Source organism: Nocardioides sp. URHA0032 (assembly GCF_000620645.1).
GTDB lineage: Bacteria > Actinomycetota > Actinomycetes > Propionibacteriales > Nocardioidaceae > Nocardioides.
The window spans coordinates 603,711-617,115 of sequence record NZ_KK211159.1; the positions used below are offsets into that span (position 1 = coordinate 603,711).

Annotated in this window: 9 protein-coding genes; 2 read left to right on the forward strand and 7 right to left on the reverse strand. The window is 73.6% G+C overall.

Features of this window, described 5'->3' with window-relative positions; translation table 11 throughout:
• Window positions 1-18: 18 nt before the first annotated feature.
• The 3 genes from N538_RS0116660 to N538_RS0116670 form a co-directional block, all read right to left on the reverse strand.
• Window positions 19-528 (reverse strand): hypothetical protein, encoded by a 510-nt coding sequence (locus N538_RS0116660; RefSeq protein ID WP_028638224.1) that lies wholly within the window; start codon window positions 526-528, stop codon window positions 19-21.
• 76 nt (window positions 529-604) lie between these two features.
• Complete coding sequence (locus N538_RS0116665) at window positions 605-1,978, reverse strand: TldD/PmbA family protein (RefSeq protein ID WP_028638225.1); 1,374 nt, start codon at window positions 1,976-1,978, stop codon at window positions 605-607.
• Entirely contained in the window at window positions 1,978-3,498 is a 1,521-nt protein-coding gene (locus N538_RS0116670; protein ID WP_028638226.1) for a TldD/PmbA family protein, read from the reverse strand. The genes N538_RS0116665 and N538_RS0116670 overlap by 1 nt, the downstream gene beginning before the upstream one ends.
• Window positions 3,499-3,541: 43 nt before the next feature.
• Between N538_RS0116670 and N538_RS0116675 the strand changes: the two genes are divergently transcribed.
• Window positions 3,542-4,240 carry a sulfotransferase gene (locus N538_RS0116675; RefSeq protein ID WP_028638227.1) on the forward strand — a complete coding sequence of 233 codons (699 nt, stop codon included), beginning with the start codon at window positions 3,542-3,544 and terminating at the stop codon, window positions 4,238-4,240.
• Here N538_RS0116675 and N538_RS0116680 read toward each other — a convergent pair.
• From N538_RS0116680 to pepN, 4 genes are all read right to left on the reverse strand, one after another.
• Entirely contained in the window at window positions 4,237-6,873 is a 2,637-nt protein-coding gene (locus N538_RS0116680; protein ID WP_028638228.1) for an AAA family ATPase, read from the reverse strand. The two genes, N538_RS0116675 and N538_RS0116680, sit on opposite strands and share 4 nt — an antisense overlap.
• Window positions 6,870-8,030 (reverse strand): exonuclease SbcCD subunit D, encoded by a 1,161-nt coding sequence (locus N538_RS0116685; protein ID WP_028638229.1) that lies wholly within the window; start codon window positions 8,028-8,030, stop codon window positions 6,870-6,872. Before N538_RS0116685 ends, N538_RS0116680 begins: the two co-directional genes overlap by 4 nt.
• A 181-nt stretch (window positions 8,031-8,211) precedes the next feature.
• Window positions 8,212-9,039 (reverse strand): formate dehydrogenase accessory sulfurtransferase FdhD, encoded by an 828-nt coding sequence (locus tag N538_RS0116690; RefSeq protein WP_231496248.1) that lies wholly within the window; start codon window positions 9,037-9,039, stop codon window positions 8,212-8,214.
• A gap of 10 nt (window positions 9,040-9,049) precedes the next feature.
• Window positions 9,050-11,497: an aminopeptidase N gene (gene pepN / locus N538_RS0116695; protein WP_028638231.1), complete on the reverse strand. Its 2,448-nt coding sequence runs from the start codon at window positions 11,495-11,497 to the stop codon at window positions 9,050-9,052.
• A 115-nt stretch (window positions 11,498-11,612) separates the two neighbouring features.
• Between pepN and N538_RS25945 the strand changes: the two genes are divergently transcribed.
• Entirely contained in the window at window positions 11,613-13,391 is a 1,779-nt protein-coding gene (locus N538_RS25945; RefSeq protein WP_036570804.1) for a hypothetical protein, read from the forward strand.
• The last annotated feature ends 14 nt before the right edge of the window (window positions 13,392-13,405 follow it).

A 13,405-nucleotide genomic window follows, 5' to 3' on the forward strand; every position in this document is an offset into this window, starting at 1 on the left:
CCCAGCCGGCCGGCCGCGCTAGTCGACCGTCGACTCCCTGACGACCACCAGCCGGTAGGCGAACGCCGTGTCGCAGTCCAGCGGCACGGTGCGGCCGCGCCAGGTGAGGTCGAGGTCGGTATCGAGGAGGCGGTGCGTGCCGTCCGCGGTGATGTGCTGGCCGGCGTCGTCGTACTCGTCGTGCACCGGGGTGTTGCGGCCGACCTTCCGTGCGGTCCCGGAGATCAGGGCGCGCGAGCCGCCGACCTTCATCGCGGCGGTGACGCGGCCGCCCCCGAGGAAGCCGTCGCGGTCCTGGCGGCTGCCACCGACCTGCTGGGCGTCGTCGCCGATCAGGACCTGGAGGACGTTGGCGAAGTGGTTGTTCTCGTAGAGGCTCGCGTAGACGTCGCGGCCCTGGACGGTGCCGGAGCACTCGACGACGATGCCGCGCTCGTGGGTGGTCGTCGACTCGGTGGTCTGGGTGGTCGGGGCCGCGGTGCCGAGCCCGATCAGGGCGGCGGTGGCGGCGAGGGCCAGGGGGTACATGGTGGTTCCTTCTGCTGTGTGGTGGTTCGGACAGCAGGAGTACGCCGCAGCAGCCCCTCCGGTTGCATCAGCCCGGCTACTGGGCCTGCGACACGCTCGACATGTTGAAGTCGGGCACCCGCAGCGCCGGCATCGCCGTCCGGCTGAAGTAGTCGTCGCCCCACTCGCGGCTGAAGGCCGGCCCGGTCGCCGACGCGTGGGTGAACCGGGTGAGGATGTCGACCGGGCTCTCGTTGAAGCGGAAGTTGTTCACGGCACCGGTGACCTCACCGTCCTCGACCAGGTACACGCCGTCGCGGGTCAGGCCGGTGAGCAGCAGGGTCTGCGGGTCGACCTCCCGGATGTACCACAGACAGGTGAGCAGCAGGCCGCGGTCGGTCCCCGCCACGAGGTCCTCGATCGACCCCGACCCACCGTCGACGACCAGGCAGAGGTTGTCGATGCCGGGCGTCATCGGCTGGGCGGTCATCGCGGCGCTGTGCCGGGTCTGGATCAGCCCGGCCAGCTCGCCGTCCCTGATCCAGTCGGTCCGGCCGAGCGGCAGACCGTTGTCGAACACCGACTCCTCGTTGCTCGAGCTCGAGGTGACCGCGAACGGCAGGCACTCCAGCCCGGCGTACGACGGGTCGGAGAACAGGTTCACCCCGGGCCGGGCGATCCGCTGGCCGATGCGGGTGCCACCAGCACGCTCGCTGTAGACCGACTGGCCCTCCCACGCGACCCGCGCACCGGCGCTCCAGTACGCGTCGATCATCAGGTCGGCCACCGCCGTCGGCGGCAGGATCGTGTCGTACCGCCCGGCGGGCAGGTCGACCCGACGCTCGGCCCAGGCGAGCCGCCGGGCCAGCTCGTCGTCGATGGCGAGCGGGTCGACGTCGTCGAAGTCGCGGGTCGCCGCTCCGACCCAGGCGCTGCGGGTCAGGTCCGCGGACTTCCCGGTGCAGCCGACGTGACCGGTCGGCTGGACGTGCCGCAGGCGCAGGCCGGTGGACGAGCCGAGGTACGTCGTGGTCATCTCGTGGTTGACGAACCCGTACAGGATCCGTCCGGCGGCGGCCGCCCGGCCGAACGCCTCACCCAGGGCGGGCGCCACGGCGTCGTACACGTGGATGTCGGTCGGGACCGGCGGCTCGTCCCAGTCCGGCGATGCGTGGTCGCGGACCAGCTCGTCGGCGTCCTCGGCGGGGTCGGCCTCGCGGGCCGCGCTGTCGGCGGACTCGACGAGCCGGGTCAGGCCGTCGAGGGTCGTCACGCTGCCGGACGCCGACGCCGTCGCCTGCCCGGCGAACGAGACGACCGTGACGTCGACCCCGCTCATCACGCCGTTCGTGGTCAGGGTGCTGTTCGCCCACCTCAGGTTGGCGCTGGTGCTGCTGCGGAGGACGACCATGCAGTCGTCGGCGGTCGAGGTGGCGAGGGCGTGCTCGACGACGGACTGGGGTGTGGTCATCAGTGACCGGCCTCCTCGGTCGTGTTGAGGATGCGGACGTCGCGGAACAGCGCGGTCGGGCAGCCGTGGCTCACCGACGCGACCTGCCCGGGCTGGGCCTTGCCGCAGTTGAACGCGCCGCCCAGCACCCAGGTGTCCGGGCCACCGACCGCCTCCATGGAGTTCCAGAACTCCGTCGTCGTCGCCTGGTACGCCGCGTCGCGGACCTGGCCGACCAGCTCCCCGTCGGAGATCTTGTAGAACCGCTGCCCGGTGAACTGGAAGTTGAAGCGCTGCATGTCGATCGACCAGGACTTGTCCCCGACGATGTACAGCCCGCGCTCGACGCGTCCGACCAGCTCGTCGGTGGAGGGGCCGTCCGGTGCGGGCTGCAGCGAGACGTTGGCCATCCGCTGGATGGGGATGTGCCCGGGGGAGTCGGCGTACGCGCAGCCGTTGGACCGGCCGTCGTTGAGCGACGGCATCGCGGCACCCATCACCCGGTCGAGCTGGTAGCCGACGAACACGCCGTCGCGGACGATGTCCCACTGCTGGGTGGCGACGCCGTCGTCGTCGTACCCGATCGTGGCCAGCCCGTGCTCGACGGTCCGGTCGCCGGTGACGTTCATGACCGGCGAGCCGTACTGCAGGGTGCCGAGCAGGTCGGGGGTGGCGAACGACGTGCCCGCGTAGTTGGCCTCGTACCCGAGCGCCCGGTCGAGCTCGGTGGCGTGCCCGATCGACTCGTGGATGGTCAGCCACAGGTTCGAGGGGTCGATGACCAGGTCGTAGGTGCCCGCCTCGACGCTCGGCGCCTCGAGCTTCTCGGCGAGCAGCTCGGGGACCTGCTCGATCTCGTCGTCCCAGTCCCAGGAGTCCGGCCCGCCGTCGAGGTACTCCCAGCCGCGGCCGACCGGTGGCGCGATGCTGGCCATCGAGTCGAACGTGTCCGCGCCGGCGCCCATCGCCTCGAAGCCGGGGTGGAGCCGCACCCGCTGCTGGGTCGTCCGGGTGCCGGCGAGGTCGGCGTAGTACTTGCACTCGTGCACCTGGAGCAGGTGGGCCGACGCGTGGTCGACGGCGGCGCCGGCGCGCAGCCGGTTCGTCCAGTCGACGAGCAGGGCGGCCTTCTCGCGGACCGGGACCTCGAACGGGTTCACGCGGTACGACGACACCCAGGTGACGTCCTCGTACACCGGCTCGTCCGCGAGCTCCACGGGCGCGCTCGTCATCTCCGCCGCGACCCGGGCGACCGCGACCGCGGTCTCCGCGACCCGGACCGCCTCCTCGGCGGTCAGCACGACCCCGGACGCGAAGCCCCACGAGCCGCCGTGCACGACGCGCACCGCGAAGCCGAGGTCCTCGCTGTCGCTGGCGCTCTGCAGCACGCCGTCGCGGGCGACCACCGTCTGGTACCGCACCCGCTCGAACCGGAAGTCGGCATGGGTGGCGCCGAGCTCCCGCGCGCGGGACAGCGCGGCGTCGCCGAGGCTGCGGTGGGGGAGTGCGGAGAACGAAGGATCGAGGACCGGCCCGCTCATGCGGCGAACCTACCCGACCGGCTCTGTCCTAGGGTCTGTCGACATGGGTGCACCTTCCTGGCTGGGCATCGGCGCTCAGCGCAGCGGCACGGCGTGGTTCACGGGACTCCTCACCCAGCACCCGCAGGTCGATCTCGGGACCAACGGCAAGAAGGAGCAGCAGCTGCTGCACAAGGTCGCCGACGGTCGGACGCCGGCGGCGGACTACCTCGACCTGTTTCCGGAGGACGGGGTCCGCCGGGGCGACTTCTCGCCGCAGTACCTGCGGCACCCGTCGGCCGGCGTCGTCGTTCCGCGGCTGGTGCCGGACGCTCCGATCCTGGTGCTGCTGCGGGACCCGGTGGAGCGGTACCGGTCGGCCATGCGGCTCGGCGTCACCCGTGGCCGGTCGCAGCCCTACCCGATCCCGGTGAACCTGCAGACCTGGGCCGGCTTCTACGCCGACCAGCTCGACGTGTGGGCGTCGTTCGTCGGCAAGGACCGGCTCACGGTGCTGGTCTACGAGCAGGTGCGCGACAACCCGCAGCCGGCCGTCGATCTGGTGTGGGGCCAGCTCGGCCTGGCGCCGGTGCCGCTGGCCGCGGTCCACGCGCCGTCGCGGTCCAGCTCGTCCGAGGAGGCCGACTGGGAGTGGCCGGAGGGCATGCAGGACGCTCTGCGCGTCCTCTACCGCCCGCAGGCCCGGCGCCTCGCCGACGACTGGGGACTCGACGTGAGCACCTGGGAGACGTTGCGCTTCTAGCGGCTGATCCCGACCGTCGAGCCGCGACGGTCCTTGCGGACGACGAGCTGGACCGGGATCCGGTCGCGCATCTCGGCGACGTGGCTGACCACTCCGACCACGCGGCCACCGTCGCGCAGCGAGTCGAGGGTGTCCATCACGTCGTCGAGGGTGTCGGCGTCCAGGGACCCGAACCCCTCGTCGACGAAGAGGGTGTCCAGGTCGGCGCCCCCCGCCTCGTGGGCGACGACGTCGGCCAGCCCGAGCGCCAGGGCGAGCGAGACCACGAAGGTCTCCCCGCCGGACAGCGTCGCGGGGTCGCGGGACTCGCCGGACCAGTCGTCGCGCACGAGCAGGCTGAGGCCGCCGCGGGTCTCCCCGGCGCCGCGTCGGCCGGTGTGCTCGAGGGAGTAGCGCCGGTCGCTCATGCCGGCGAGCCGGGTGTTGGCGGCGGCGACGACCTGCCCGAGCCGGTAGCCGAGGACGTACGCCGAGAGGCGCATCTGCAGCCGGTTGTCGGGCGACTTGCCCTCCACGAAGCCGGACAGGCTCGTGGCGAGGTCGAGCTCGTCGCGGAGCGGTGCCCAGACGGCCAGGGCCGCCTCGAGCTCGCCCACGAGCGAGCCGAGCCGCTGGGCGAGCGCGGCCCAGCGCGCCTCCCGGGCGCGGGCCTCGCCGAGTGCGTCGAGCGCAGTGGCGTGCTCGTGCGTGAGGGCGTCGAGGTCGGGGAGGGCGGCCGTCGCGACCTCCTCCGAGCCGGGCTCCGCGAGCACGGCGGTGACGGCGGCGAGCCGGCGGTCGTGCTCCGCGACGCGGTGGGCGAGGTGGTCGTACGCCTGTTGGTCGAGGGCGGCCGCGAGGGCACTGTCGACGACGTCGAAGCCGGCCTCGTCGACCGCCGCCGCGAGCGCCGACTCGGCCTCCGCGAGCGCTGTCGCAGCGGTCGCGAGCCGGTCGAGGGAGGCCAGCGCGGAGCGCGCCGCCCGCTCGGCCCGCTGCGAGGTGGCGAGCCGGTCCTCGTCGTACTCGGCGAGCTCGTCGGCGAGCGCTGTCGACTCCGCCGCCAGAGCCGCGAGCGACGCGGCGACCGCGCCGGACTCGGCCGCGATCCCGGCTGGGACGGCGTCGGCTCGATCGGTGGCCGCGGCGAGCGCCGCGCGGACCTCGCCGACCTTGGTCTCGAGGGCGAACTCCGCGACGACCGCATCGTCGGCGGCTCGCTGGGCGTCCTTCTCGGCGGACTCGTCGGGGGCACCGTGCGGCGCGGCGGCCTTGTGCGGGTGGTCGCAGGAGCCGCACACCGGGCAGGACCCCCCGACCACCAGGCCGGCGGCGATCTCGGCGGCCATGCCGTTGACGCGCTGCTCGCGCAGCCCGATCGCGCGCTCGCGGAGGTCGAGGGTCAGCTGCCTGGCCAGGACGTGCGTCTCCTCGGCTTCGGCCAGTTGCGTGGTCAGGGCGGTCACGAGCTCGCGGGCCTCCGCGCGGGCCCGCTCGGCGGCTCTGCGCAGCTCGGTCGAGCGCCGCTCGAGCCGGGCCATGTCGGAACGGACGGCTGCCAGTCGCCGGGCCCGGGGCTCGAGCGCCCGGATCCGGGCGCCCTCGCCGACCGCCTCGGCGAGGTCCTGCTCGATCGCGTCGCGGTCGGTGCCGGTCACCGAGGCGACGGCAGACTCGTGGGTGCGACGGGCGGTGACCGCCATCCGGTGCAGGGGCACCACACCGGCAGCGCGACGGGCAGCGGCGAGGCGGTCGCGGGCAGCGTCGTGCTGGCCGGACTCCTCCAGCAGCCGCTGGTGCTCGGCCCGTGCGCGGTCGAGGCGTGCACGACGCTCGGTCAGGACCCGGGCATCCTCGAGCCGGGACCGGGTCGCGGCCTCGGTGTCGGCCGCCTCCGCCGCGCCTGCCGCGGTCGCGGTCGCGCGCTCCGCGGCTCGTGCCAGCAGGGCTCGGGCCCACGAGGCGTGCTCCTCCTCGGGTGCGTCGACACCGGTGGCCTCGCTGACCCGGCTGACGAGGTCGTCGACGGTCGCGGCCGCGGTCTCGGAGCGCTTGCGCAGGGCGACGCGGTGGTCGCGCAGCCACCTCTCGACGGACTCGAACCGGCCCGTGCGGAACAGCTGCTGGAGCAGGTAGTGACGCTCCTCGGAACGGGCCCGCAGGAACGCCTGGAACCGGCCCTGCGGCAGCATCGCGACCTGGGTGAACTGGGCGACGTTCATGCCGACCAGCCGGGTGACCAGGTGCCCGGTCTCGTCGAGGCGCGTGCTGAGCATCGTCCAGGTGCCGTCGATGCGCTCCGCGATGCTCACCGATGCCTGCTCGGTCGTGACGCCGTCGCCGCGCTTCTTGGGTCGGGTCCACGCCGGTGAGCGGACGACCCGGAACCGCCGGCCGGACAACGTGACCTCGAGCGTCACGCTGGGTCGTACGCCGGGCGCCGCCTGGTCCGAGCGCAGCCGCTTGGCGCTGTTGCGGTCTCCCGGGACATCGCCGTACAGCGCGAAGCAGACCGCGTCGAGGACGCTGGTCTTGCCGGCCCCGGTCGGCCCGGACAGGAGGAACAGCCCCGCGTCGGAGAGGTGGTCGAAGTCGACCCGGACAGTGTCCGCGAACGGCCCGAAGGCGGTGATCTCGAGCTCGTGGAGCCTCATCCCGCCCCCGAGACCAGCACGTCGAAGTCGGGGTCCTCGCAGCAGGCGTCGACGGCGGCCAGCAGGAGCGCCGCCTCGGCCTCGGTGGCGGGCGTACCGCGGACGGCGTCGACGAAGTCGAGGGCGACGGCGTGGTCGGAGCGTCCCTGCGGGACCGCGGTCGGGACGTGGTCGCGCTCGCCCCCCGCCGGCTCGAACCCGAGGACCAGGGTGTGCGGGAAGCGGGAGCGCAATCGCTCCATCGCCTGCAGGGGGCGGACGTCGTCGACCAGGGTCGCCTGCACCCAGGCGTCCTCGTGACCGGTCAGCGCCGGGTCGGCGAGCAGGCCGTCGAGCGTGCCGCGGATCCTGGCGAGGCGGCGGGGGACCGGGGCCTCGACGAACTCGGCGCCTGCGAACCCGCCGGCGTCGAGCTCCACGAGCCAGGAGCCCTTGACCTGGCCGGCCTCGGAGAAGGAGTAGGCGAGCGGTGAGCCGGAGTAGCGCACCGTCTCGGTGAGCGTGTGCCGGCCGTGCAGGTGGCCGAGCGCGGCGTAGTCGACTCCCTCGAACACGGTCGTGGGCACGAGCGAGACGCCGCCGACGCTGATGTCACGCTCGGAGTCGGAGGGCTGGGCACCCGCCACGAACGCGTGGGCCAGGACGACGCTCCGTGCGCCGCGGCCGCCGCGGTCGGCGTTCACGCGCGCCATCGCGGCGGCGAGCGCGGCCTCGTGGGAGCGGGCCGTGAGTCCCCAGGGCTCGCGGACCGCGTCGGGATCGAGGTAGGGGATGCCGTAGACGGCCACCGGACCGTGCTGGTCCTCGAGCAGCACGGGCGTGCCGACGGTGCGGGCGTCGGTGCGGATGAAGACGCCCGCGGCGTCGATCAGCCGGGAGCTGAACCCGAGCCGCTGCGCGGAGTCGTGGTTGCCGCTGGTGAGGACGACCGCGGCGCGGCTGGCGGCGAGCCGGGCCAGCGCCTCGTCGGCGAGGCGGACCGCGTCGACGTGGGGGAGCGCGCGGTCGTAGACGTCGCCCGAGACCACGACGAGATCCACCCGCTCGTGCGCGACCACCTCGAGGAGGTGGTCGACGTACGCCGCCTGGTGCCCGAGCATGCCCTCGCGGTGGAAGGAGCGCCCGAGGTGCCAGTCGGAGGTGTGGAGGATGCGCACACCGCAACGCTAGGAGCGGGCGCCGACAGTCCCGGTCTGCCGCGCCGGGTGGCCGGTGATCAGTGGTGGAGCGTGCTCGTGCGGACGGCGTCGAACGTCGCGGATTGGTCACCAACCGCACGTGGGAGCGCTCCCTTCCTGCGGTTGGTGACCAAACCGCAGAACTTCGCGCGCTCGTGAATCAGGTGTAGCGCACGCACCGCTCGGCGGAGGTGAACCCGTAGAGCATCAGGCCGGCCTCGGTGGCGAGCCGGACCGAGAGCGACGTGGGGGCGCCGACGGCGACGAGGGAGCCGATGCCGGCGGCGACCGCCTTCTGCACCAGCTCGAAGCCGGCGCGGCCGCTGACGACCAGGCACGCCTCGGCGGGCGAGGAGCCGGCGAGCACCCGGGCGCCGGTGACCTTGTCGACCGCGTTGTGCCGGCCGACGTCCTCGCGCACGACGAGGGCGTCGCCCGAGGCGGTGAACAGGCCGGCGGCGTGCACGCCGCCGGTCCGGGAGAACACGGCCTGCCCGGGCCGCAGCGCACCGGGCAGCGATCTGACGATGTCGGGCGTCGGCAGCGGCCCGGTCCACGCCGGGCCGCGGGGAGCGGTGAGCGCCGACCCGACGCTGTCCTTGCCGCACACTCCGCACGCCGACGACCCGGATCCGGCGTGCCGGTGCCCGGGGTCGCGCAGGGGAGCGGACGAGAGCGTCACCGTGACGACGTTCAGCTCCTGGTCGGGCGTGAGTGACTCGTCGGTGCAGTACGCCACCGCCTGGACGGCCGCCGGCGCCGCCACGCCCTCGTGCACCAGCCACCCGGCCGCGAGCTCGAAGTCGTGCCCGGGAGTCCGCATCGTCACCCACACCCGGCGCGGCGGTACGCCGGGCCAGGCCAGCCGGATCTCGAGCGGTTCCTCCGTCGCCAGCCGGTCCTCGCGCCGGTGCTCACCGTCGGACGCGTGCTCGTGCACCCGGGTCCGGACCGTCGGACCCGGGCGTCGCGCGCGGTCGAGGCTCACGGCCGTCCTCTCACGGGTGCGGGTACCTCGTCATCACCGCGAGCGTGCGCGTGAGCCGGTCGGCCTGGTCCGCCAGCCGGCGGCGCACCGAGAGGTCGAGGCTCTCCTCCCGGGACATCGCCAGCGTCCGGTCGCGGGTCTCCTCGGTCACCGAGGTGCGCGGGAAGAAGAAGTCGGTCGCGTCCGCCAGGACCCACCCCGACCGGACGCCGACCGTCGCGGGCAGGTCGACGAAGTAGCGGTCGACGTACGCCGCGGTCAGCTGCTCCTGGCCGCCCCGCCACATCCCCGCGCCGGCCGCCTCCAGCTCGTAGTTGGGCACGTCGACCTTGCCGGTGAACCGGTCCCAGGCCCACGCCTTGGCCTCCGCGTCCGGCAGCGAGGCCAGGGCGCGGGTGTGCTCGACCCGCGACCGGCCGGTCGGCTGGTCGTCCAGCGCGGCCTGGAGCTCCTCGCGGTCCGTCGCCCCCAGTGTCGCCAGCCGCACCAGCAGCCGCCAGCGCAGGTCCAGGTCGAGGTCGACCCCGGCCGGCGTGGCGGCGAGCCACGCCCGCAGCTCCTCGGGTGACTCCGACGACGAGATCGCCGCGCGGAACGCCGCGAGCTGGCGCTCGGACCCAGGCTCGAGGGAGGCCAGCTTCGCCAGCGCCGCGCCGTGGACGCGGGCGAGCGCGCCCGGACCCGCCACCGGCACCACCTTGTTGAACACCCACGTCAGGGTGCGACGGCTGGAGTCCTCGGTGTCCTCGACCGGCAGGCTGGCCTCGACGATGTCGAGCACGTCGGCCGGGTCGACCTCGGCGTCGTGCAGCGCGCCGCGCAGGTTGTTCCAGACGCCCGCGCGGAGCAGGTCGTCGGTGACGCCGGGGAGCACCGTCTTCAGCGCGGTGACGGTCTCGGCGTCCGGCTTCGCGACGTCCCACGACTCGTCGTACGGGTCCAGCAGCACCGCCGCGCCGGGCGGGACCGGGAACGCCGTCTCGGGGCTGTCCAGGATGACCGGCCGGTCCTCCCACACGCCGTCCACCGCCACCGCCGCGCGGAACGTGTGCGCGCGGTCGGCCGGCCTGCCCTGCGGCGGGGTACGGCGGACCAGTCCGGCCTCGCGGTCGAAGGTGAGCGTGTCGGCGCCGGCGGTCCGCAGCCAGTTCGTCGTGAACGACGACAGGTCACCCGCGCCGGCGGACTCCCACGAGGACAACAGGTCGTGCATCGTCGCGTTGCCGAACCGGTGCCGGGTCAGGTGGTCCACGACGCCGCCCAGGAAGACCTCGTCGCCGAGCGCGGCGTTGAGCTGCTTCAGGATGCTCGACCCCTTGGCGTACGAGATCCCGTCGAAGTCCTGCAGCGCCGCGCTGGCGTCGAACGCGCCGTTGCCGGCGACCGGGTGGGTGCTCGGGCCCTCGTCGGCGGTCAGGCCCCATAGCCGGCGGTCGTAGGCGTGGTCGGTCCACGCGTCGGCGTACTCGGTCACGTCCGCGGTCACGCGCACGCCCATGTACTCGGCGAACGACTCGTTCAGCCACAGGTCGTCCCACCACTTCGGGGTGACGATGTTGCCGAACCACTGGTGCGCCATCTCGTGGGCGACCGTCGTGGCGCGGGAGATCCGCATCCCGCGGGTGACCCGGCTGGAGAAGACGAGCGGGTCGCGGAACGTCACGCAGCCCGGGTTCTCCATCGCGCCGGCGTTGAACTCGGGCACGAAGGCCTGGTGGTAGTCGCCGAACGGGTACCGGATCCCGAACAGCCGGTGGAACTCGTCGAAGCACTGCTTGGTCATCGTGAACAGCTCGTCGGCATCGGCGTCCAGGTCCTCGGCGAGGCTGGCGCGCGCGGAGAGGCCGAGCGGGATGCCGTCGTGCTCGTCGCGGAGGACGTGGTACGGCCCGGCGACCAGGGTGACGAAGTAGGTCGAGAGCGGGTGGGTCTGCTCGAACTCCCACACCCCGGGCTCGGGGTTGCTGCCGGGCGCGTTGCCGATCACGACCCAGTCCGCCGGCGCCGTGACGTGGAAGGTGTACGGCGCCTTCAGGTCCGGCTGGTCGAAGCACGCGAAGACGGTCGGCGCGGCGTCCATGAACGACATGCCGTAGACGTACTGCCTGCCGTCGGCCGGGTCGGTGCTGCGGTGCAGGCCTTCGCCGTCGTTGCGGAACGGCATCACGGCGTCGACGACCAGCTCGTTCGCGCCGGCGGCGGTCACCAGGGGGAGCCGCCCGCGCTCCAGCAGATCGGGGTCCAGGCGCTGCCCGTTGAGGCGGATCTCGTTCACCCGGACCGGCTTCAGGTCGACGAACGTCGGTCCACCCGCGCTCTGGAAGCGCAGGGTGGTCACGGACCCGAACGTGCTCTCGTCGCCGGCGAGGTCGAGCACGACGTCGTACCCGTCCACGGTCAGGAGCTCGAAACGGGCGATCGCCTCGGTGTGCTGGAGGCTCTGGTAGGGGCTGCTCACGCGGCCACCCTAAGCCTTGGAGTGTCGCGGATTTCACACCCGTCGGTGGACCCACCTACGATCCGCGGTCGGGGGTACGAACGGCGTGTCTCCGTCCGATCTCGGGAGAGACCGCATGTCACGCAGCCCCCGGCGCGCCCGCGCCCTCGCGTCCCTCACGGCCGTCGCCGGCCTCGGTCTGGCCGGCGCCGCCGTCACCACGTCGCCCGCCCAGTCGGCCGCACCCGCGGGCGACTGTGCGGTCGCCTTCCCCGTCGACCAGCTGGCCGCGGGCGACGCCGTCACCGGCCTCACGGTCACCCACGGCACGACGCCGGAGGGCTTCACCGGTGAGGTGCTCGGGGTCCTCGACGACGGCATCGGCCCGGACGTCGACATGGTCATGGTCCGCCTGACGTCGCCCGAGATCGACCGGGTCGGCATCTGGCAGGGCATGTCCGGCTCTCCGGTGTATGCCGCCGACGGCCGCCTCATCGGGGCCGTGAGCTACGGCCTGGCGATGGGCAGCTCGCCGGTCGCCGGCGTGACGCCGTACGACCACATGGACGACCACATGGCTGACCCCATGCAGGACGGCATCGCGGTCGACCGCACCGCCGCCCGCCAGATCGCCCGCGGCAGCGACGTGTCCGCGGCCCGCGCGGAGCAGGGCTTCGCCCAGCTGCCGATGCCGCTCGGCGTGGCCGGGGTCGGCGCCGGCCGCCTCACGGCCGCCGCGGCCAGGGCCGGCGACCGCAGCTGGCTGCCGCGCTCGGCGTACGCCGTGGGGCGCGCTGGTGCCGCGGACGCGACGGCCGGCGACATCGTCGCGGGCGGCAACCTCGCCGCCTCGTTGGCCTACGGCGACGTCACCATGGCCGGTGTCGGCACCGCCACCTCGGTGTGCGGCGACCGGGTCGTCGGCTTCGGGCACCCGCTCGACTACTCGGGCAGCACCACGCTGGCGATGCACCCCGCCGACGCGATCTACGTCCAGGAGGACCTGGTCGCCGGCTTCAAGGTGGCCAACCTCGGTGCCCCGGTCGGCACGATCACCGACGACCGGCTCGCCGGCATCACCGGCACGATCGGCGCCCTGCCGGCGACCACCGACATCACCTCGTCGCTGACGTACGCCGACCGGTCGCGGACCGGCGTCTCGCACGTCACGCTCGACACCCCGGACGCGCTCGCCTCGACGGCGTTCTACGAGCTGCTCGCCAACCACCAGGCGGTCGTCGACGGCCCGATCAAGGGCTCGGAGGACCTCGCCTGGACGATCACCGGCACCGACGGCGACGGCACGCCGTTCGAGCTGCACTCCTCGGACCTCTACTCGTCGAGCAGCGACCTGACGTACCGCCTCGGCTTCGGCCTCGGTGACCTGGTCTACGGCATCGCCCGGATGGGCGGCGTCTCCATCGACTCGGTCACGACCGACAGCACGCTGCGTGACGACGTCACGTCGTTCAAGATCTCGCGGGTGCAGGCCCGCCAGGGTGGCGAGTGGGTCACCGTGTCGCGTCACTCGGGGCTGGTCGTCCGGGGCGGCGGCAGGCTCGCGGTCCGGGTGACCCTCACCGGTGGCGGCACGACGACGGTCCTGCCCGGCAGCCTCGACGTCCCGGCGCGGTTCTCCGGCCGGCTCGGGTTCTTCGGTGTCGCGGGCGGGTCGCGCGTCGACCTCGGCCGGCCTCCCCGCGACCTCGGCCAGATGCAGGCCTGGCTGGACCGGCAGGTCCGTCACGACGAGGTCGTCGTGCTGCTGGCCCGCGGCCCGCGGGTCCACTCCGGTCACGCCAGCGTCACCGCCGCGGCTCGCCGCGCCGGGACGCCGCGGTACGTCCAGACGGTGCTCGGCCCGGTCGGCGGCGTGGTCCGCGGCCAGGCGGTCTCGGAGGCCTTCATCCGCTGAGCGGAGGTCTACGC